17 protein-coding genes and 2 pseudogenes are annotated in these 19,596 nt (G+C 59.4%); 11 read left to right on the forward strand and 8 right to left on the reverse strand.

Features of this window, described 5'->3' with window-relative positions:
- Window positions 1–99: 99 nt before the first annotated feature.
- Both ACNA0I_RS09660 and ACNA0I_RS09665 read right to left on the reverse strand, forming a co-directional pair.
- Window positions 100–771, reverse strand: coding sequence for a response regulator (locus ACNA0I_RS09660; RefSeq protein ID WP_415805783.1), 672 nt, complete (start codon window positions 769–771; stop codon window positions 100–102).
- Between the two features lies 1 nt (window position 772).
- Entirely contained in the window at window positions 773–2,197 is a 1,425-nt protein-coding gene (locus tag ACNA0I_RS09665; RefSeq protein WP_415805784.1) for a cache domain-containing protein, read from the reverse strand.
- 307 nt (window positions 2,198–2,504) lie between these two features.
- Here ACNA0I_RS09665 and ACNA0I_RS09670 point away from each other — a divergent pair, with 307 nt between their 5' ends.
- The 3 genes from ACNA0I_RS09670 (at window position 2,505) to murB (ending at window position 6,036) form a co-directional block, all read left to right on the forward strand.
- The gene (locus ACNA0I_RS09670; protein ID WP_415805785.1) at window positions 2,505–4,586 is read left to right on the forward strand and encodes a carbon starvation CstA family protein; all 2,082 of its coding nucleotides are present in this window, start codon (window positions 2,505–2,507) and stop codon (window positions 4,584–4,586) included.
- Window positions 4,587–4,603: 17 nt separating this feature from the next.
- Window positions 4,604–4,816 carry a YbdD/YjiX family protein gene (locus tag ACNA0I_RS09675; protein WP_415805786.1) on the forward strand — a complete coding sequence of 71 codons (213 nt, stop codon included), beginning with the start codon at window positions 4,604–4,606 and terminating at the stop codon, window positions 4,814–4,816.
- A gap of 140 nt (window positions 4,817–4,956) precedes the next feature.
- Entirely contained in the window at window positions 4,957–6,036 is a 1,080-nt protein-coding gene (gene murB, locus ACNA0I_RS09680) for a UDP-N-acetylmuramate dehydrogenase (protein WP_415805788.1), read from the forward strand.
- A gap of 76 nt (window positions 6,037–6,112) precedes the next feature.
- Here murB and dapB read toward each other — a convergent pair.
- Together dapB and ACNA0I_RS09690 are read right to left on the reverse strand one after the other, a co-directional pair.
- Window positions 6,113–6,896: pseudogene (dapB, locus tag ACNA0I_RS09685) on the reverse strand (4-hydroxy-tetrahydrodipicolinate reductase); the annotation flags it as partial.
- 269 nt (window positions 6,897–7,165) lie between these two features.
- Window positions 7,166–7,666 (reverse strand): annotated as a pseudogene (locus ACNA0I_RS09690) (outer membrane protein assembly factor BamE); the annotation flags it as partial.
- A gap of 164 nt (window positions 7,667–7,830) precedes the next feature.
- On the opposite strand from ACNA0I_RS09690, the gene fur reads away from it, so the two are divergent.
- Window positions 7,831–8,250, forward strand: coding sequence for a ferric iron uptake transcriptional regulator (fur, locus tag ACNA0I_RS09695; RefSeq protein ID WP_415805789.1), 420 nt, complete (start codon window positions 7,831–7,833; stop codon window positions 8,248–8,250).
- A 172-nt stretch (window positions 8,251–8,422) separates the two neighbouring features.
- Here the strand turns inward: fur and recN are convergent, their stop codons facing one another.
- Complete coding sequence (recN, locus tag ACNA0I_RS09700; protein ID WP_415805790.1) at window positions 8,423–10,087, reverse strand: DNA repair protein RecN; 1,665 nt, start codon at window positions 10,085–10,087, stop codon at window positions 8,423–8,425.
- 18 nt (window positions 10,088–10,105) lie between these two features.
- Window positions 10,106–11,005: an NAD kinase gene (locus tag ACNA0I_RS09705; RefSeq protein WP_415805791.1), complete on the reverse strand. Its 900-nt coding sequence runs from the start codon at window positions 11,003–11,005 to the stop codon at window positions 10,106–10,108.
- A 128-nt stretch (window positions 11,006–11,133) separates the two neighbouring features.
- Here ACNA0I_RS09705 and hrcA point away from each other — a divergent pair, with 128 nt between their 5' ends.
- The 7 genes from hrcA (at window position 11,134) to dnaJ (ending at window position 17,951) form a co-directional block, all read left to right on the forward strand.
- Window positions 11,134–12,141 carry a heat-inducible transcriptional repressor HrcA gene (hrcA, locus tag ACNA0I_RS09710; RefSeq protein WP_415805792.1) on the forward strand — a complete coding sequence of 336 codons (1,008 nt, stop codon included), beginning with the start codon at window positions 11,134–11,136 and terminating at the stop codon, window positions 12,139–12,141.
- 57 nt (window positions 12,142–12,198) lie between these two features.
- Complete coding sequence (gene hemH / locus ACNA0I_RS09715; protein ID WP_415805793.1) at window positions 12,199–13,305, forward strand: ferrochelatase; 1,107 nt, start codon at window positions 12,199–12,201, stop codon at window positions 13,303–13,305.
- Window positions 13,306–13,373: 68 nt separating this feature from the next.
- On the forward strand, window positions 13,374–13,622 hold the full coding sequence (locus ACNA0I_RS09720) for a hypothetical protein (protein WP_415805794.1): 249 nt from the start codon (window positions 13,374–13,376) through the stop codon (window positions 13,620–13,622).
- Window positions 13,623–13,706: 84 nt separating this feature from the next.
- Entirely contained in the window at window positions 13,707–14,258 is a 552-nt protein-coding gene (gene grpE / locus ACNA0I_RS09725; protein ID WP_094820068.1) for a nucleotide exchange factor GrpE, read from the forward strand.
- Between the two features lie 13 nt (window positions 14,259–14,271).
- A complete protein-coding gene (locus ACNA0I_RS09730; protein WP_415805795.1) occupies window positions 14,272–14,688 on the forward strand; it encodes a thioredoxin family protein in 417 nt (138 codons plus the stop codon).
- 91 nt (window positions 14,689–14,779) lie between these two features.
- Entirely contained in the window at window positions 14,780–16,702 is a 1,923-nt protein-coding gene (gene dnaK / locus ACNA0I_RS09735; RefSeq protein WP_415805796.1) for a molecular chaperone DnaK, read from the forward strand.
- Between the two features lie 118 nt (window positions 16,703–16,820).
- Window positions 16,821–17,951 (forward strand): molecular chaperone DnaJ, encoded by a 1,131-nt coding sequence (gene dnaJ, locus ACNA0I_RS09740; RefSeq protein WP_415805797.1) that lies wholly within the window; start codon window positions 16,821–16,823, stop codon window positions 17,949–17,951.
- 119 nt (window positions 17,952–18,070) lie between these two features.
- On the opposite strand, the gene ACNA0I_RS09745 is transcribed toward dnaJ, so the two are convergent.
- Window positions 18,071–18,403, reverse strand: coding sequence for a DUF4148 domain-containing protein (locus ACNA0I_RS09745; protein ID WP_415805798.1), 333 nt, complete (start codon window positions 18,401–18,403; stop codon window positions 18,071–18,073).
- Window positions 18,404–18,839: 436 nt separating this feature from the next.
- Window positions 18,840–19,169: a DUF4148 domain-containing protein gene (locus ACNA0I_RS09750; RefSeq protein WP_415805799.1), complete on the reverse strand. Its 330-nt coding sequence runs from the start codon at window positions 19,167–19,169 to the stop codon at window positions 18,840–18,842.
- Window positions 19,170–19,596 lie beyond the last annotated feature (427 nt).

Genomic DNA, 19,596 nt, shown 5'->3' on the forward strand with positions numbered 1-19,596 from the left:
GCTTTTTTTGGTTGTGCAAGTCGTGCGTTTGTTTCGAACGTGGGCCGTAGTGTGGACTGACGGGAAGCAGGCAGCCAGCCGAGCAGCGCAGCACGGCATTTACGGCAACGCCTTCAACGATTTGGACGCTTCCACCGCATATTTGATCAGCTCCGCCTGGCCCTCGATATTGAGTTTGCGCTTGATATTGAGCCGGTGGGTTTCCACCGTGCGCACGGACAGATTCAAGGCCTGGGCAATTTGCTTGTTCGCGTGGCCATCGGCGATGTGGCGCAGTACGTCGCGCTCGCGCTGGGTGAGCAGCAGGGCGGGTGAGCTGGTGGTAGACAGGCTGACCGTCGCGGCTGCACTGAAATACATGCGGCCGCTCATGACGGCGTGGATGGCAGTGATGATTTCCTGGGCAGGCTCGTGTTTGAGCAGGTAGCCTCGCGCACCGGCTTTGGCCGCCTGAACGATGTATTCGCCGTTGTCGTGCATCGTCAGCACCAGGACGGCGATTTGCGGGTATTGCTCGTGTAATTGCGCAATGAGCGACAGGCCGCCCATGCCTGGCATGTTCAGATCCATCAGCACGAGGTGAGGCAAGGTGTCGCCCGTGGGATCCTGCGCCAGGCAGTCCTGGAGAAACGCCAGCGCGGCCAACGCATGTCCGGCCTCGCCGATGACTTTCAGGCCCGGTACGGTTTCGAGACGCAGCCGCAGGCCATCGCGTACCAGAGGGTGGTCGTCGATGAGCAGCAGGCGGATGGTCTTGGAGGTGTGGGGCATGTCAGGTTGTTATGTCCGCGCTGTCTGGGGCGAGCGCTGTAGCCGGAAGCGGCAGCCACGCTTGCAGGCGGGTGCCTTGGTTATCGGCGTGGCACGTTAACGTACCCGCCAATGCCGCCATGCGCTCGCGCATGTTGCGCAGACCGATTCCGAGTTGTGGATCTTGTTGCACGTTCGCGTAATCAAAACCTACGCCATTATCCGCGATCGTCAAGCTCAGGCCCCGTTTGGCATAGTCGAGTGTGATGTCCGCGCGGCTGGCATGGGCGTGCCGCAGGACATTGGTCAAGGCCTCTTGTGTGATGCGGAATAGGGCGGTGGCATGCGCCTCGGGTAATGGGCGCACGTCACCCGTGGTATGCAGTCGGACCTGCAACGGCGGGGAACCATCCTCGTGTGCAACGGCAAATTCACGGCCCAGGTGTTCTAGTGCAGCGGGCAGGCCCAGGTCGTCGAGCACCGTCGGACGCAGATTGTGGGAAATCCGCCGGACTTCGCCCACGGCTGTGTTCAACCGCTCGAGCGCGCCGGACAGGGGGCGATCGATCAGGGCCAGCGTGTGCGGATCGCCCGCTTGTGTTTGCAGACGGTCCCGCGCTGCCTCGAGTGACAGTTTGATCGACACCAGGATCTGACTGATGCCGTCATGCAATTCACGGGATAAGCGGGCGCGTTCGTCTTCTTGCGAATGCACGACGCGTCGCGCCATGAGTTGCAGCTTGGCGTCGGATTGGCGGTGGTCGCTGATGTTCAGTGCGAGACCGCAGGCCGTCACGCCCAGGATGGCGGCGGCCACGATACCGCCCACCCAGGCAAACATATTGCGGATATTGGCTTGGGCGGCAGCGTCTATGTGAGCCAGGGCCTGTTCGACGTCGTCCAGGTAGATGCCGGTACCCAGCATCCAGCCCCAGCGCTCCATGATCACGACGTAACCCAGTTTCTCGACCATTTGGCCGGTGGAGGGTTTTTCCCAAAGATACCGGACGGCCTCTCCCTGGTTGCCGCCATGGCGGGCAGCGGCCAGCAGGTTTTGGATAACGGGTTGGCCTCGCGTATCGCGTAGATCCCAGAGGTTTTGTCCCACCAGCTCGGGCTGACGCGGATGCATCAGATTTTTGCCGTGCAGATCGTAGATGAAGAAATAGCCATCGTGGCCAAACTCCATCTGTTCCAGCAAGGCGAGGGCGCGCGCCTGCGTGGCCGGGTCGTCGCCCGCGTTCTGCAGCGGCGCGACAGCGCTATAGGCGAGGCTGACATAGTGGCGCAGTTCGCTTTCTTTGCTGGATAGCCAGGCTTGTTCTACGACCTGCTTTTCACGTTGGGCGAGCTGCATCCCCTGCACGTAGACCGCAACGGAGATGGCGGCGACGGCAATAAGCAAGGGCACAACGGCCAAGAGCAGGATTTTCAGACGGAGTTTCATAGGTTGGCAAAAAACGCCATTGATGCGCTGCGGGACGTTCGCAACTCCTTTGTTCAGCTACGAATTTTGCTTTGCATTTTAAGTGGTTGTCTAACGATTGTTGCGGTGCGATACGTAATAGTACGTAGTCAATTTACGTAGTTTCTCGCTTGTTGAGGCGCAGGGTAATCGAAATACTACGGCCTGCGCTGCAAGGGCGCATGGCTGGCGTATCTGCCGGCCGCCAGACAACAACGAGTCTGCCCACCCGCAAGACATCGGCATGGCCGCGCTTTACCCAGGTGGAAGGCTAAGAGGAGCATAGTTTATGCATACCAGCAGTAGAGGACTGGGGAACCACCTGGTCTGGCTGGCGATTGCTGTGCTGGGCGCATTTGCGCTCGGTACGGTGGCGCTTTCCCGTGGCGAAACCATCAACGCGCTGTGGATCGTGATCGCAGCCGTCTGTGTGTATCTGATCGCCTATCGCTATTACAGCCGCTTCATCGCGACGAAGGTGCTGCAGTTGGACGCCACCCGCATGACGCCGGCGTGGAAATACAACGACGGGCTCGATTTTGTGCCCACCAACAAACATGTGCTGTTCGGCCACCACTTTGCCGCGATTGCCGGTGCAGGACCCTTGGTCGGGCCTGTGTTGGCGGCGCAAATGGGGTATCTGCCCGGCGTACTGTGGCTGCTGGCTGGCGTAGTGTTTGCCGGCGCAGTGCAGGATTTCATCGTGCTGTTCATCTCGACGCGGCGCGATGGCCGGTCCTTGGGAGATCTGGTCAAGGCCGAACTGGGCACGGTGCCGGGCGTGATCGCGCTGTTTGGCGCGTTCATGATCATGGTCATCATCCTGGCCGTCCTGGCATTGATCGTGGTCAAGGCTCTCACGCATTCGCCTTGGGGCACGTTCACCGTAGCCGCGACCATTCCCATTGCCTTGTTCATGGGCGTGTATTTGCGCTATCTGCGTCCGGGCCGGATCGGCGAAGTATCCATCATCGGTTTTGTGCTGTTGATGGCTGCCATTGTGTTCGGACAAGACGTGGCGGCGCATCCGATCTTGGCCACGTGGTTCGATTTTGATGGCAAGGGCCTGACCTGGATTCTCATCGGTTACGGTTTTGTGGCTTCGGTGCTGCCGGTGTGGTTGCTGCTGGCACCACGTGACTATCTGTCGACGTTCCTCAAAATCGGCACGATTGCCGGGCTGGCAATCGGTATTTTGATCGTTGCTCCCGAATTGAAAATGCCTGCGTTGACGAAATTTGTCGACGGCTCGGGTCCGGTGTGGTCGGGCAATCTGTTCCCGTTCCTGTTCATTACGATTGCTTGCGGCGCGGTATCTGGTTTTCACGCGCTGATCGCGTCGGGCACCACGCCCAAGCTGATCGAAAACGAAACGCAGGCTCGCTATATTGGCTATGGCGGCATGCTGATGGAGTCATTCGTCGCCATCATGGCGCTGGTGGCCGCCTGCGTGATCGAACCGGGTATTTACTACGCGATGAATAGCCCTGCGGCTGTGATCGGCACCACGCCTGAGCATGTTGCACAGGTGGTGTCGAGCTGGGGCTTCGTGGTCACGCCTGCCGATTTGATTCAGACGGCGAAAGACGTCGGCGAAAGCACGATCATTTCGCGCGCAGGTGGCGCCCCGACCCTGGCTGTAGGCATGGCGCACATCTTGCACCAGGTCATCGGCGGCCAGGCAATGATGGCATTCTGGTATCACTTTGCCATCCTGTTTGAAGCATTGTTTATTCTGACCGCGGTGGATGCAGGAACGCGTGCAGGCCGCTTCATGTTGCAAGACCTGTTGGGCACATTTGCGCCGTCGCTCAAGCGTACAGAGTCACTGCCCGCCAGTCTCATCGCGACCGGTTTGTGCGTAGCGGCTTGGGGCTATTTCCTATATCAGGGCGTGGTCGATCCGCTTGGCGGCATCAATACGCTGTGGCCGTTGTTTGGCATTGCCAACCAGATGCTGGCGGCGATTGCATTGACGTTGGGTACGGTGGTGCTGTTCAAGATGAAGCGCGACCGCTACGCGTGGGTGACAGTGGTGCCGACGTTGTGGTTATTGGCATGCACCTTGACCGCCGGCTGGCAGAAAATGTTCGATGCCGATCCCAGAGTGAGCTTCCTCGCGCACGCGGCAAAATACAACGCGGCCATCGCGCAAGGCCAAGTCCTGGCTCCGGCCAAGGACCTCGCCGAAATGAGTCGTGTCGTATTCAACGACTATGTCGACGCGGCGTTGTGCGGCATCTTCATGTTTGTCGTACTGAGCATCGTGGTGTTTGGCATTCGTTCCGTATTGCAAGCCCGTGCCAAAGGCGCGGCCACATCCCGCGAAACCCCGTACGAGCCGCTGCCTGCAGCGGCTGGCGGACATTGATCAACGGAGGGCGCCATATGTTGTTTACCAATCTGGGCGCCGCGACCGGCAAAGCCGGTCGCTATCTGGGCCAGACGTTGCGTTTGATGGTCGGCGTGCCCGATTATGAAAACTACGTCGAGCATATGCGGCGTACGCACCCCGACCAAACGCCGATGACGTACGAGGAGTTTTTCCGAGAGCGTCAGGATGCCCGTTATGGCGGTAAAAAACGTCTGGGATGTTGCTGAAGCGAAAGCCGGTGCCTGCCTTGACCGAAGGCGGCCCGGTTGCTGTGAACGACCGTGCTAGCCGGGCCGCAGGCAACCAGGACGCGCCCAGGCTGCTGTTAACATGTGAGCGCCCCAGGTTTTAGCGTTCTCTTGTATTCATGCCGGATTTCCCTCAGGCGTCATCCACCGCCACGTTAACGCCCGCCCGTCAGGATCTTACCCAGCTCAATACGCTGGGCTTGTCTGCGTGGGCGGACGCTTTTGTGACTTTGCGTTCAGTTGATCAATTGGATGCCTTGTCCGATCTGGCAGATCAGTATTCCCATTTGTTGGTCTTGGGTGGCGGCAGCAATATGGTGCTGCCCCCCAGGATCGAGAGCCTTGTCGCACATGTCGCCGTGACAGGCGTGCGCTTGATCGAGGCGCGGCCGGATGCCTGGATCATCGAGGCGGGAGCGGGCGAGAGCTGGCATGGTTTTGTGACCGCCTGTGTGGAACAAGGATGGGACGGGCTGGAAAACCTGGCATTGATTCCAGGCACAGTGGGCGCCGCACCGGTACAGAACATCGGCGCCTATGGCGTCGAGCTGGCGGATCGTTTTCAGGGACTGACAGCATGGAATGTCCGTCAGCGCCGTTTGGTAGACATGACCGCAGCCGACTGTCAGTTTGCCTATCGAGATAGCGTTTTCAAACACGGCGAGCCCGGCGAGTGGATCATCGTCGCGGTGCGCTTCGCGCTGCCACGCCCCTGGCAGGCCGTGCTCGAATATCCGGATTTGCAGCGTCATTTTGGACTGTCTGGTGGTTCTGCGAATTCTGGTGCATACGCGTCCGGCGCACCGACCGCACGCGACATTTTCGACGCTGTTTGCGACATTCGCCGCCAAAAACTCCCTGACCCCGCCGTCATCGGCAACGCAGGCAGTTTCTTCAAAAACCCGCTCGTCGACGCCACCGTTCGCGACGCCTTGCTGGCGCAACATCCAGGCCTCGTATCCTACCCACAGCCCGACGGACGCTACAAACTCGCCGCGGGTTGGCTGATCGATCAATGTGGATGGAAAGGCAAGCAACTCGGCGCCGCAGGCGTGCACGACAGGCAAGCCTTGGTCCTGGTGAACAAAGGCAGCGCCACTGCTGCCGACATCATGGCATTAGCTGCGGCGATCCAGCGTGACGTTTCAATGCGTTATCACATCGAGCTAGAACCCGAGCCCCTCGTCTGGCAATCCTAAGCGCTGAGGCCCAACCCGCGTCGCAAACCAAGCTCGAATGCGATCTGTCGGCGCGCCCGTAGGCGCCGACAGATCNCGGCCCTGCAGGATCTTCTTTTTAACAAGACAGGGCGCCTACGAAGCCTAAGCAAGAAACTCGTCCCAGCGATGCAACGAGCTGGAGACATGCCGGATCGATGCGTGATCTCGATACGCTCACCGTCCCCGCAGAAATACACCGTATGGTCGCCAACAATATCCCCCCCCCGCACCACCGAAAACCCGATAGTGCCAGGCTGGCGCACACCCGTATCGCCATGTCGCGTCCAGGTCGCGACGTCAGGCAGCGCAACATCCCAAGCCGAGGCAACCGTCTCACCCATCTTGAGCGCAGTGCCTGACGGAGCATCGACCTTGTTGCGATGGTGCGCTTCGAACACCTCCACGTCATACCCGGAGTTCAGAATACGCGCAGCGACATCCAGCAGCTTGAGCGTCGCATTTACCCCCACGCTCATATTGGGCGCGAAAACGATGCCGATCTTTTGTGCCGCCACCTCAATGGCGGCGCGCCCGGCATCGTCAAAACCCGTCGTGCCGATCACGATTCGAGTGCCGTGTTGCACGCAAGCCTGCAGATGCGCCAACGTAGCTTCAGGGCGAGTGAAATCGATCAGGCAGTCAGCATTGGCCAACGCGTCAAGTTGATCCGTGATGGTGACGCCAGTCTCGCGGCCCAGAAACGCGCCCGCATCTTGCCCCAGGTCAGGAGAGCCTGCACGATCCAAGGCAACAGCGAGTGTGATATCCGAAGCATTCAGGACGGCTTCGATGAGCATGCGGCCCATACGGCCGCCTGCGCCTGCAATAGCGATACGCATGTTTTTTCCTCTGGCAACCGCGATCAACGCAGCGGCTCGGCGCCACCGGTGGCGGGATTGGACGAGCCCGTGCTTGGCGCATTCAATCGCAACTCGCGCTGGCGAGCGGCATCGCTGGATGTATCCTGCGGCGGTAATGTGTCTGATTCGGACATGCTCGGTGCACGAATGCCGCTGCCTGAGTCGGAGGCCGGCTGAGACGCCGTGTCCGGTTGCGAGACCGCCGTATCTGCGCCGTTGGCGCCATTTGCGGGCAGGGCGCCGCCCGGCGGCGTCCCCAGCGCGGGCAACTGTGCCGCATCAGCCGGGACAGCGGGTTGAATAGCCCCCTCGGCATTCTGGCGAGCGGTTTCGGCGTCGATCTGCTCGTCAATCTTTTCCTCGGGTTTACCCTCTGCATTCAGTTGGAACGGTTGCAGATCGGGCTGCTTGTCGCCTTCCCAGCGTACCAGGCGGTCATTGTCGAACCACACCGTGAACTTGCGTTCTTGAGGGTCGCCGTAGCCAGGCTTGAAGTAATACGGATAGTCCCAGCGATCCGCGTGCAAGACACTGGTCAACGTAGGGCTGCCTAATGCAAAGCGGACTTGCTCGCGCGTCATGCCAGGCTGCAGCAGGGCGACTTGCTCTTGAGTGATCCAATTGCCCTGCTGGACAGGAGCTTTGTAGGGGAAGCCCCATTTGTCGGAAGAGCAGCCCGCCATAACGGCTGCGACGGCGGTGGCTGCCAGTGCGGTTTTCAGGAACCGGGTCGGAATACGTGCAATGATGGACACCAAGCGCCCCTATCTGTGATTTAAAGCGGGTAAAACCGTTATCATAAAGGTTTCACAATGCGGTAGCTCCGTGGGCAGCGGAAAAAGGGCGGCGCGCTGCTTCAGTTTGTGCGCCGCAATTTCTGCCCTTGCCACCGCGGACAGAGAGCGATTACACCATGACAGACCAAAGCGAACTGAAAAACATGGGTTTGAAGGCGACTTTTCCTCGTCTAAAAATCCTGGATATCTTCCGCAAAGCAGACCAACGGCACCTGAGCGCCGAGGATGTTTATCGCGCACTGATCGGCGAAAACGTCGAAATCGGCCTGGCGACGGTTTATCGCGTGCTGACACAGTTCGAGCAGGCCGGCATCCTGAGCCGCAGCCAATTCGACAGCGGCAAGGCGGTTTTCGAACTGAATGACGGCGATCACCACGACCACCTGATCTGCACCAATTGTGGCAAGGTAGTCGAGTTTTCCGATCCCGACATTGAGAAACGTCAACACAAAGTGGCAAAAGACAACAATTTTGCCTTGGAAAGCCACGCCATGGTGCTGTACGGCATCTGCGGCGACTGCCAAAAAACCCGCTAGGGCTGATAGGCTCGTGGCGGCACGTCCGAGGCTCATCAGGCCTCGTGCCGCCGCCCCGTTGCCCGCGAGGTCGGTCAGCAATCGTTACGTATTGTTCTGACTGTACCGAGTGTGCCGGGCTGCCCGAAAATCAAAACGCCCCCATGCAAGGGGGCATTTTCCGTCGATCGACTTAGCGCGCTGCTTGTTCGGCCAAACCACCCAGCATTTCGCGCGCGTGATCGCGCGTCGTCGCCGTGATCTTGATGCCGCCTAGCATGCGGGCAATTTCCTCGACGCGTTGATCGGCGTCCAATTCGGCAATCTGCGATCGCGTGGTGCCTGCCGTTTCTTTTTTGCTGACCCGATATTGCGCATTACCGCAGGCGGCGACCTGCGGCAGATGGGTGACGCACAAAACTTGATGGCGTTCGCCGAGCTCCTTGAGCAGTTGCCCGACGACCTCCGCAACGGCGCCGCCCACACCACTGTCGACTTCGTCAAAAATCAAAGTGGGCACGCGTGCCGCACGGCTGGCGATGACGGATAGCGCCAGAGATATCCGGGAGAGTTCGCCCCCCGATGCGACTTTGCCCAACGGACGCGGTGTGGTGCCGGCATGGCCGGCCACCAGAAATTCGACTTGGTCGCTGCCCTGTGCCGAGGGGGCGCCTGCGGTGACGATCGGCTCGAATCGGCCGCCTTGCATGGCGAGCGTCTGCATGGCCTGGGTGACTTGTTTGCCCAGGCTTTTGGCGACTTTGGCACGCGCTGCGGACAGTTGTTTGGCCGCGGCGAGATATTGCGTTTCGGCTGTTTCGGCGCGCGCGCGCAAGGCGTCTATATCGGCTGCGGCTTGCAGGTCGGCCAACTGGGCATGCACACTGTCGCGCAGCGCCGGCAAGGCCTCTGGATCGGTTTTGAACTTGCGCGCCATTTCAAACACCACGCTCATCCGGGTGTCGACTTGGGCCAGGCGTTGAGGATCGAGTTCGACGCGGCTGACGTAGTTGTTGAGATCCGAGACGGCTTCGGCCATGGCAATGCGCGCGGATTCGATTTCGTCGGCGACGCCTTGCAACCCGGCGTCGTGACGCAGCATGTTCTGCAGGCGATGCTGAGCCGTATTCAGACGATGGAGGGCCGAGTCGTCTTCGCCGTCGAGCGCCTCCAGGATCTGTCCAGCGCCGTCCAGCAAGGCTTGGGCATGGGCCAGGCGCGATTGTTCGGATTGCAGGCTGTCCCATTCGTCAGCCTGCAGCGCCAATTGGTCGAGCTCGTCGGCTTGCCATTGCAGGCGCTCGCGCTCGGCGGCAAGCCCTGCAGCGTCTTTTTCGGCCAGTTCCAATTGGCGGGCGACTGCCCGCCAGGCTTTCCATGTCTGAGCGACGGCTTGGCGCAGCTCGGCATGGCCGCCATGGGCGTCCAGCAGATCTCGCTGCGCATCCGGGCGCATGAGGCTTTGGTGTGCATGCTGCCCATGGATATCCACCAGGCTGTCGCCCAGCTCGCGTAATTGCGTCAGTGTGGCCGGCATACCGTTGATATAGCCGCGGCTGCGGCCTTGTGCATCCACGACGCGGCGCAACGCGAGCTCGTCTCCGTTGTCCAGGTCACGCTCCGTCAGCCAACTGCGCAGTGTTGCCGACGTATCAAACATGGCGGTGATATCTGCGCGAGCCGCCCCCTCGCGCAGGACGCTCGCGTCGGCGCGCCCGCCCAGTGCCAGGGCCAGGGCATCGATCAAAATGGATTTTCCGGCGCCGGTTTCGCCCGAAAAAACGGTAAAACCCGAGCCGAAATGAATCTCGGCCTGTTCGACGATGACAAAATCGCGAATATGCAGGGTGCGCAACATAGGTGATAGTCGGTACGGTTATTCCACGCTGTCAGACGCCTGAGGCATCAGATTCCAATGCAGCTTGCGGCGCAGGGTCGAAAAGAAGCTGTAGCCCTCCGGGTGCACAAAGCGGATCGTGTGCGGCGCACGCTGTACGGAAATACGATCGCCCGGCTGCAAATCGGACCATGTCTGCATGTCGAAATGCACGCTCGCGCCGGTTTCGACGCGGCCGATGGCTGTCAACGTCATGCTGAGTACTCCAGTGCCCGGGATGACGATCGGACGGTTGGACAGCGTCTGCGGCGCCACGGGCACCAGCACCATGGCGTCCAGGCCCGGATGCAAAATCGGACCATTGGCAGACAATGCATAGGCCGTGGATCCCGTCGGCGTGGCGATGATGAGGCCGTCGGCGCGTTGCGCATACATGAAGGCCCCGTCCACTTCGACACGGACCTCGATCATGCCGCCGCGTCCGGCGCGGTTGAGCACCACATCGTTCAGGGCAGGCGCGGTGTACATCAATTGATCACCACGCCAGACACAGCCCTCCAGGAGCATGCGGTCTTCGGCGCGATAATTGCCCTCGATGATGCGGGCCAGGGCGTTTTGCGATTCCTGTACGGGGATGTCGGTGATGAAACCGAGCCGGCCATGGTTGATGCCCACGATCGACAAGCCAAACGGGGCGAGCGTACGCGCGGCGCCCAGCACGGTGCCGTCGCCGCCCATGACGACGGCCAAGGAGGCGGTTTCGCCAATTTCTTTCAGGGTGGCTACGGGATAATCGCGCAGGCCTGTGTTCTGTGCAGTGTCTGCGTCGATCAATACCTGCCGGCCGGCTTTGATCAGCATTTCTGCCAGGGTGCGCAGCGGCGCGTCCAGGCCCGTATCCTGGTGTCTGCCAATCAGGGCAACAATGGGAAAATGCATGGCGAAAAGGACCGATAATCAATAGGAACGGCACATTGGCCGGGTCGATTCGCCGATTATATGGGGCGGCTTATCCGGCTGCAGGACAAAAATCGCCCATTTCTGAAAGTTTCCCTACAATAGCCCTCATGGATGATCGCGCCCGCGCATTACTTAAAGCCCTGATAGAACGTCACATTGCCGATGGACAACCGGTAGGGTCGCGCACGCTATCCAAGGTCTTTGATTTGTCGCCCGCCACGATACGCAATGTCATGGCGGACCTCGAGGACATGGGGCTCATACACAGTCCGCACACGTCGGCAGGCCGCGTGCCTACGCCGCGGGGCTATCGCATGTTTGTCGACTCGCTGCTGGCGGTGCAGCCGTACGAGTTTCAACCACAGCAATTCGGCGAGGCCGCCTTGACGGCCACCGAGCCTTCGCGGGCGGTCAACGCCGCGGCGGCGCTGTTGTCCAATCTGACGCAGTTCGCGGGCGTGGTGTTGACACCCAAACGTGCACAGGTATTTCGTCAAATTGAATTCATCCGCTTGTCGGGCAAACGGGTGTTGCTCATCATCGTCACGCCCGACGGCGATGTCCAGAACCGGATCTTGACCGTGCAGCGCGACTATTCCGAGGCCGAGCTCCTCGAGGCCGGGAATTTCTTCAACGTGCATTTCGCCGGTAAATCCTTCAATGCGGTGCGCCGTACATTGACGACCGAGCTGGCACAATTGCGTGAAGACATTTCGCGTCTGATGCAGGCTGCCGTCGAGGCCGGGGCTGAGGCAGCCGAGGATGGCGACGATGTGATTATTTCGGGTGAACGCAAGCTGCTCGACGTGACGGATATCGCATCCGATATGGATCGGCTGCGCAAAATGTTCTCCTTGTTCGAAAAGAAAACCGATTTGCTGCAATTGCTGGATACTTCCAGCCGTGCCCAAGGGGTGCAGATCTATATCGGCGGCGAGTCGCAGTTACTGCCCATGGAAGAAGTATCCGTGATCACCGCTCCGTATGGGGTTGACGGCAGGGTGATCGGCACCTTGGGGGTCATCGGACCCACCCGCATGTCCTACGAGCGCGTCATTCCTATTGTCGACATTACGGCGCGCCTGCTGTCCAACGCATTCAGCCATAATCATTAAGATTCAGCCGGATCATTGAGCCGGCTCTCCGGCAGCTTGGTTCTTGAGAGGTATTTCGTGTTTCTGCGCTTGTTCAAGTATTTATGGCCTGAGCGTTACCTGCCTGAACCCCCCCAGACGGATCCTTTCGATGACAATCCCGCGCCGCGAGACGCAGGGCCTGTCGGTGTCCTGCTGGTCAATCTGGGGACCCCGGCCAGTCCGACGCCGCGCGATATACGCCGTTACCTGGCGGAGTTTTTGTCCGATTCCCGTGTGATCGAGATTCCTCGCTATTTGTGGCTGCCGATCTTGCATTGCCTGGTGCTGGCCAGGCGCCCGAGCCGTTTGCAGCCGCGCTATGCGGGAATCTGGATGGAGGAAGGCTCGCCTTTGATGGTGTATAGCCGCCGTCAGGCCGAGGGCGTGCAGCGTGTGCTGCAGACGCGTGGCCGGGATGTACGGGTGGAGCTTGCCATGCGTTACGGCGAGCCGTCTATCGAGCAGGCCATTACGCGATTGCGGCAGCAGGGTTGCCAGCGCATCTTGACCGTCCCGCTGTACCCTCAGTATGCCGCCAGCACGACAGCGACTGTCGTGGATGCCGTCACGGGACATGTGGCCAAATTGCGGGATCAGCCTGAGCTGCGATTTATCAAGCGTTTTCATCAAGACGCAGGATACCTGGATGCGTTGGCGCGTCAGATCTCGGACTATTGGCAGACGAATGGCCGCCCGCAGAAACTGGTCATGAGTTTTCACGGCTTGCCTCGTTATTCGGTCGAATTGGGTGATCCGTATTACCGTGATTGCCTGGAAACGGCGCGCTTGCTGCGCGAACGCCTGGCGTTGACGCCCGATCAGGTCGAGGTGACATTCCAGAGCCGTTTTGGCGCCGCCCGGTGGTTAGAGCCCTATACGGAGCCCACACTGAAAGCCCTGGCGGGTCAAGGCGTTACCGAAGTTGACGTGGTGTGCCCGGGTTTCGTCGCCGATTGCCTGGAGACCCTCGAGGAAATCAGCCAGGAATGCCGTGATGCTTTCTTGGCAGCCGGAGGGCGTCAGTTCAGGTATATCCCGGCACTGAACGATCATCCCGATTGGATCGAGGGATTGGCGGCGTTGACCGACAATCACTTACAAGGTTGGACCCTGCCAATCACCCGAGGCCGTACACTAGAATAGAACGTGAGAGTCCCGTTGGCGCAGCGTCGGCGGGGCATGAGTGAACGGCAGCTTTCAGGGGATCTCGAATGAGCACATCCAATAAACCTGGGACGCAGGCGACGCCCCGGACCGAATCTCCCGCCAAACAGGACGAGCGCGTCGAAGGCGAACTCGACAAGGCGCTCGACGAGTCTTTTCCCGCGAGTGATCCCGCGGCCACAGTCGCGCCGAAGGCGGACGCTCAGGACGGAGAGGAAGACGCGCTGGACGAGGCACTGGAAGAAAGTTTTCCGGCCAGCGATCCGCCCGCACCCGCCCAGCCCAGGGAAAAGTAGCCCTATTTGCTGCATGGCCTCTTGAAATAGCCTATAAGGCCCCCATTATTGGGGCCTACGCTATTGTTTTTTGGAGGATCCCCCATGACGGCATCTCAAGAGCCTGTCGATCAAGCCCCCGAGTCCGAGGACCAAGGCGCCGCCGCGCCCGTCACCATCGAGTCGCTGCAGGCCGAAATTGCCGCGTTGCGCGCCGAGCTCGAGGCCGCCCAGGCCACCGTCACTGGACAGCAAGACCAATTGCTGCGTACCCATGCCGAGGCCGAAAATGTCCGCCGTCGCGCCCAAGAAGACGTGTCCAAGGCACGCAAGTTCGGTATTGAGTCCTTTGCCGAAAGCCTGGTCCCGGTGAAAGACAGCCTCGAAGCCGCGCTAGCCCAGGCAGACCAGACCCTGGAAGCCCTGCGCGAGGGTGTCGAAGTGACGCTCAAGCAGTTGAGCGGCGCATTCGAGCGCAATCTGCTCAAGGAAATCGCGCCGGTGCAGGGTGATAAGTTCGACCCGCACCTGCATCAGGCTATTTCCTCTGTGCCCGCCGAACAGCCTGCCAATACGATTGTGCAGACCTTGCAAAAGGGCTACGTGATCGCTGACCGTACCCTGCGGCCGGCCTTGGTGATCGTTTCTGCAGGCTGATCGGCACGCGACCATGTCTGGCTCCACATCCTTTGATCCGTCTCAGGTTTTTGAGGTGTTCGCCATGCGTGCTGTCGGCACCGCCGATATTGATCAGGCGGTGATCGAGGCGCCGGGCGATGACTTGCGATGCGTATTCTTGTGGGGCCAGGATTGTTACAACTGCAATTTATTCAAGCAGGCCGCGTTATTGCATCAGCGGGCCTTGCTGGATCTGGGATTGAGCTGGTTTCAGGCTGACGTTTACGCCGACGAGGCGTTAGGACGGCGATTTGCGTTGCACGGCGTGCCGACTTTTGTGTTTTATCGCGGCGGCAAGCGCCTGGGACGCATTACCAGTTGGCCCGGGCTGCCACAGTTCGCGGCAGCTGTCGGCCGCCTGCAGGGCGCAGAGTCCGCTGGCGAGCAGAAAAGCACGCCAGGGTCTTGAAAAACCCCATTGGCAGCCCCAGTTAGGTTGAGACTGAGTTTTTTCCCCAATTTTCTGTACTTACGAAATCAATATTCAAGGTATTCCAACCATGAGCAAAATCATCGGCATCGACTTGGGCACGACCAACAGCTGCGTGGCTGTCATGGACGGTAACCAGGTCAAAATCATCGAAAACGCCGAAGGTGCCCGTACCACTCCTTCCATCATCGCCTACATGGACGATGGTGAAACCCTGGTCGGCGCGCCCGCCAAGCGTCAGGCAGTGACCAACCCCACCAACACGCTGTATGCCGTCAAGCGTCTGATCGGCCGCAAGTTCGACGAAAAGGCCGTTCAAAAAGACATCGACCTGATGCCTTACAGCATCGTCAAGGCCGACAACGGCGACGCCTGGGTTGAAGTGCGTGGCAAGAAAATCGCGCCTCCTCAGGTTTCCGCTGACGTGCTGCGCAAGATGAAGAAAACCGCCGAGGACTACCTGGGCGAAGAAGTCACCGAAGCCGTGATCACGGTGCCGGCCTACTTCAACGACAGCCAACGCCAGGCGACCAAAGACGCCGGCCGTATCGCGGGCCTCGAAGTCAAGCGCATCATCAACGAGCCTACCGCTGCTGCGTTGGCGTTCGGTCTGGACAAGTCCGAAAAGGGCGATCGCAAGATCGCGGTGTATGACTTGGGCGGTGGCACGTTCGACGTGTCCATCATCGAAATCGCGGACGTGGACGGCGAAAAGCAGTTCGAAGTTCTGTCGACCAACGGCGACACCTTCCTGGGTGGCGAGGATTTCGACCAGCGCATCATCGACTACATCATCGGCGAGTTCAAGAAAGAGCAAGGCGTGGATCTGTCCAAGGACGTCCTGGCCCTGCAACGCCTGAAAGAAGCCGCTGAAAAAGCCAAGATCGAGCTGTCGTCCAGCCAACAGACCGAAATCAACCTGCCGTACATCACGGCCGATGCTTCCGGTCCCAAGCACTTGAACCTGAAGATCACGCGTGCCAAGCTGGAAGCCCTGGTCGAAGAACTGATCGAGCGCACGATCGAGCCCTGCCGTGTGGCTATCAAGGACGCTGGCGTCAAGGTCTCTGAGATCGACGACGTGATCCTGGTCGGCGGTATGACCCGTATGCCCAAGGTGCAGGAAAAGGTCAAAGAGTTCTTTGGCAAGGATCCGCGCAAGGACATCAACCCGGACGAAGCTGTGGCTGCTGGTGCCGCGATTCAGGGTTCGGTGTTGTCGGGCGACCGCAAAGACGTGCTGCTCTTGGACGTGACGCCTCTGTCGCTGGGTATCGAAACCCTGGGCGGCGTGATGACCAAGATGATCCAGAAGAACACCACGATCCCCACGCGTTTCTCGCAAACGTTCTCGACCGCTGACGACAATCAGCCGGCCGTGACGATCAAGGTGTTCCAGGGCGAGCGCGAAATCGCCGCGGGCAACAAGAGCCTGGGTGAGTTCAACCTCGAGGGTATTCCGCCCGCGCCGCGCGGTCTGCCGCAAATCGAAGTCACGTTCGACATCGACGCCAACGGCATTCTGCACGTCTCTGCAAAGGACAAAGGCACTGGCAAGGAAAACAAGATCACCATCAAGGCCAACTCTGGTTTGTCCGAGGACGAAATCCAGCGCATGGTCAAGGATGCCGAGGCGAATGCCGAGGAAGATCACCGGATTGCCGAGCTGGCTCAGACTCGCAACCAGGCCGATGCGCTGGTGCACGCCACCCGCAAATCGCTGACCGAGTATGGCGACAAGCTCGAGGCCTCTGAAAAAGAGTCCATCGAAGCCGCCATCAAGGAAGTCGAGGATGTGCTCAAGGATGGCGACAAGGCTGCGATCGACGCCAAGGTCGAAGCGCTGTCGACGGCTTCGCAGAAACTCGGCGAAAAGATGTACGCCGATATGCAGGCCGCCCAAGCTGCCCAGCAGGCTGACGGCGCAGAAGCCAAGCCGGCTGACGACAATGTGGTCGATGCTGACTTCAAAGAAGTCAAGCGCGATCAATAAGTCGGGCAATAACGGCCGTCTATGACGCCTGATCTCGCCCGGTACCCGGATTTTCCGGTTACCGGGCGGATTCGTTCTGTATCACCGAGGTTATAGCTCGTTTTCGGGCTGATTCAATATGGCAAAACGCGATTACTACGAAGCTTTAGGCGTGGCAAAAAACGCCACCGACGATGAGCTGAAAAAGGCCTACCGCAAGCTGGCCATGAAATACCATCCGGACCGTAATCCGGACAGCAAAGACGCCGAAGAAAAGTTCAAGGAAATCAAGGAAGCCTACGAAGTCCTGGGCGATGAACAAAAGCGTGCGGCTTACGACCGTTATGGCCATGCGGGCGTTGACCCCAATGCCGCGGGCATGGGCGGCGCCGGCATGGGTGGCGGCTTTGCTGATGCCTTTGGCGACATATTCGGCGAAATTTTTGGTGCGGCGGGTGGACGTCGCGGGGGCGGCGGTCCGCAGGTATACCGCGGCGCTGACCTCAAGTACGCGTTGGAAATCACGCTTGAGCAAGCCGCTCAAGGCTTTGACACTGAAATCCGCGTGCCGAGCTGGGAAAATTGCGACACCTGCCACGGCAGCGGCGCCAAGCCCGGCACCTCGCCCAAGACCTGCCATACCTGCGGCGGCTCAGGGGCTGTGCGGATGCAACAAGGCTTTTTCAGCGTGCAGCAGACTTGCCCGACCTGCCACGGCAGCGGCAAGGAAGTCACCGATCCTTGCGTGGCTTGCGATGGCGTCGGCCGCCTCCGCCGGAACAAGACCCTGCAGGTCAAGATCCCGGCAGGTATCGACGATGGCATGCGGATTCGATCGAGTGGCAACGGCGAACCCGGCATCAATGGCGGGCCGTCGGGGGATCTCTATGTCGAGATTCATATCAAGCAGCACAAGATCTTCCAGCGCGACGATGACGATCTGCATTGCGAGCTGACAATTCCGTTCACCACGGCGGCGTTGGGAGGCGAGCTGCAGGTGCCGACGCTTGGCGGCAAGGCCGAAATCTCTATTCCCGAGGGGACTCAATCGGGCAAGACGTTCCGCTTGCGTGGCAAGGGTATCCGTGGCGTTCGCGCCAGCTATCCGGGTGATCTGTATTGCCACGTGGTCGTTGAAACACCGGTGCGGCTGAGTGACGAGCAGAAAGCGATTCTGCGCCAGTTCGAGGCTTCGCTTGGCGATGGCGGTGAGCGCCATTCGCCGCAAAGCAAGTCCTGGACGGATCGGGTCAAAGAGTTTTTTAGCTGACCCTGGCTGACCCAGGCGCTGCATGAAGAAAGCCCCCTGTCACATCACATGACAGGGGGCTTTTGCCTTTGCGCTGCGTTCCGTACTACTTGCTTCACATCGCTCGGAACGCTTTGCAATTAGCGGGCAACAGGCGGGTAGTCCAGTTCACCGAACGTGTATTGGCCCGTGGCTTTGGCTTCGGCCAGCTCGGCACGTACTTGTTCGCGGGTCTTGCCGGACGTGGCGGAGACTTGAGGCGGATAGTCCTCTTCGCCAGAGGTTACGAGGCCAGCAGCTTTGGCTTGTGCCAGATCGGCTACGACTTGAGCGCGGGTCGGGGCGTTGGCGTCGACTTGGCCGTACACGCCTTGGAAAGGCACGTTGTTAGGTTCGATATTGGGGGAGGCGGCGTAGGCGCCGGCGCTCAACAGGCTGATCGAAACTAGCAGGGCAGAAGTTAGGGTTTTCATGATAAGACCTCCATTTGTCTGAGTTTGGGGTTGGAATCCGGCGGTCTTCCGTCGTGGTTCGTGTTTGCTTCCCGATGACTTCATTGTGCTCTTGCTGGCACCTGGGATAAACCCTGATTGGTTGGAAATATCTTTCCATTTTTATGCGTAATCAGATTTTCTTTAATGATTGTTGTTGAAAATGGAAGTGACGCGTTGGCCGAGGGGACAAAATGAAAGCCCCGCCACACGGATGTGACGGGGCCCGGCTTGCTGCTACAACGATCAGGACTGCAACTTCAACAGCTAAAACTACTGCTACATCAACTACTTACTGCGACTTCAACTACGTACTGCATTTCACTGCTTGGTACTGCTACTGCTACTGCTTCGTACTGCTACATCAACTGCAGGCACTGCTACCGCCGCACCTTGTGAGCGCGGTGGTGTTCACCGCTTAGCGAACAATGGGATAGTCCAGGTCGCCGAAGGAGTACTCGCCATTGGCCTTGGCTTGAGCCAGCTCGGCAACGACTTGGTCGCGGTTCTTGTTCGAGTGGTTGGCGATTGCTACGGGGTACTCTTGTTCGCCGTAGGTCACCAGGCCAGCAGCCTTGGCTTGGGCCAGGTCGGCTACGACCTGGGCGCGGGTCGGGGCGTTGGCATCGACTTGGCCATAAACGCCTTGGAAAGGCACGTTGTTAGGTTCGATATTGGGGGAGGCGGCGTAGGCGCCGGCGCTCAACAAGCTCATCGAAACTAGCAGGGCAGAAGTTAGGGTTTTCATGATAAGACCTCCATTTGTCTGTGAATTTGGGATGGAATCCGGCGGCCTTCCGTCGTGGTTCGTGTTTGTTTCCCGATGACTGAATTGTGCGCTTGCTGATGCCTGGGATAAACCCTGATTTTCTGAAAATATTTTTCCATTTAAACGAGTAATCATCGGAATAACTGGGATTTTTGGTGAAAATGGAATTGATATGTCGGCTTGCTGAACAAATAAAAACCCCGTCACGCGGACGTGACGGGGCTCTAGGCTGGTGGCGCCAAGCGACTTTTGAGGGGCGCGTTTGCTATTGAAAAAATGCCGGAATATCAGCTACTTGCCATACCCCAAGAGTGTTTTGAGCGTATCTCGGAGTTTGTCGATCAGCGACCCTCCACGAGTCGGTTCGTCTGGCTTGGTCGGGGCGGGCCGGGCGGGTGTCGCCGGG

The organism is Bordetella muralis (assembly GCF_965139205.1).
Taxonomy (GTDB): domain Bacteria; phylum Pseudomonadota; class Gammaproteobacteria; order Burkholderiales; family Burkholderiaceae_B; genus Bordetella_A; species Bordetella_A muralis.

What these genes read in the sequence shown, in the direction of transcription:
- ACNA0I_RS09660 (WP_415805783.1), bottom strand. Translation starts at nt 771, where the DNA reads ATGCCCCACACCTCCAAGACCATCCGCCTGCTGCTCATCGACGACCAC.
- ACNA0I_RS09665 (WP_415805784.1), bottom strand. Translation starts at nt 2,197, where the DNA reads ATGAAACTCCGTCTGAAAATCCTGCTCTTGGCCGTTGTGCCCTTGCTT.
- ACNA0I_RS09670 (WP_415805785.1), top strand. Translation starts at nt 2,505, where the DNA reads ATGCATACCAGCAGTAGAGGACTGGGGAACCACCTGGTCTGGCTGGCG.
- ACNA0I_RS09675 (WP_415805786.1), top strand. Translation starts at nt 4,604, where the DNA reads ATGTTGTTTACCAATCTGGGCGCCGCGACCGGCAAAGCCGGTCGCTAT.
- murB (WP_415805788.1), top strand. Translation starts at nt 4,957, where the DNA reads ATGCCGGATTTCCCTCAGGCGTCATCCACCGCCACGTTAACGCCCGCC.
- fur (WP_415805789.1), top strand. Translation starts at nt 7,831, where the DNA reads ATGACAGACCAAAGCGAACTGAAAAACATGGGTTTGAAGGCGACTTTT.
- recN (WP_415805790.1), bottom strand. Translation starts at nt 10,087, where the DNA reads ATGTTGCGCACCCTGCATATTCGCGATTTTGTCATCGTCGAACAGGCC.
- ACNA0I_RS09705 (WP_415805791.1), bottom strand. Translation starts at nt 11,005, where the DNA reads ATGCATTTTCCCATTGTTGCCCTGATTGGCAGACACCAGGATACGGGC.
- hrcA (WP_415805792.1), top strand. Translation starts at nt 11,134, where the DNA reads ATGGATGATCGCGCCCGCGCATTACTTAAAGCCCTGATAGAACGTCAC.
- ACNA0I_RS09720 (WP_415805794.1), top strand. Translation starts at nt 13,374, where the DNA reads ATGAGCACATCCAATAAACCTGGGACGCAGGCGACGCCCCGGACCGAA.
- grpE (WP_094820068.1), top strand. Translation starts at nt 13,707, where the DNA reads ATGACGGCATCTCAAGAGCCTGTCGATCAAGCCCCCGAGTCCGAGGAC.
- ACNA0I_RS09730 (WP_415805795.1), top strand. Translation starts at nt 14,272, where the DNA reads ATGTCTGGCTCCACATCCTTTGATCCGTCTCAGGTTTTTGAGGTGTTC.
- dnaK (WP_415805796.1), top strand. Translation starts at nt 14,780, where the DNA reads ATGAGCAAAATCATCGGCATCGACTTGGGCACGACCAACAGCTGCGTG.
- dnaJ (WP_415805797.1), top strand. Translation starts at nt 16,821, where the DNA reads ATGGCAAAACGCGATTACTACGAAGCTTTAGGCGTGGCAAAAAACGCC.
- ACNA0I_RS09745 (WP_415805798.1), bottom strand. Translation starts at nt 18,403, where the DNA reads ATGAAAACCCTAACTTCTGCCCTGCTAGTTTCGATCAGCCTGTTGAGC.
- ACNA0I_RS09750 (WP_415805799.1), bottom strand. Translation starts at nt 19,169, where the DNA reads ATGAAAACCCTAACTTCTGCCCTGCTAGTTTCGATGAGCTTGTTGAGC.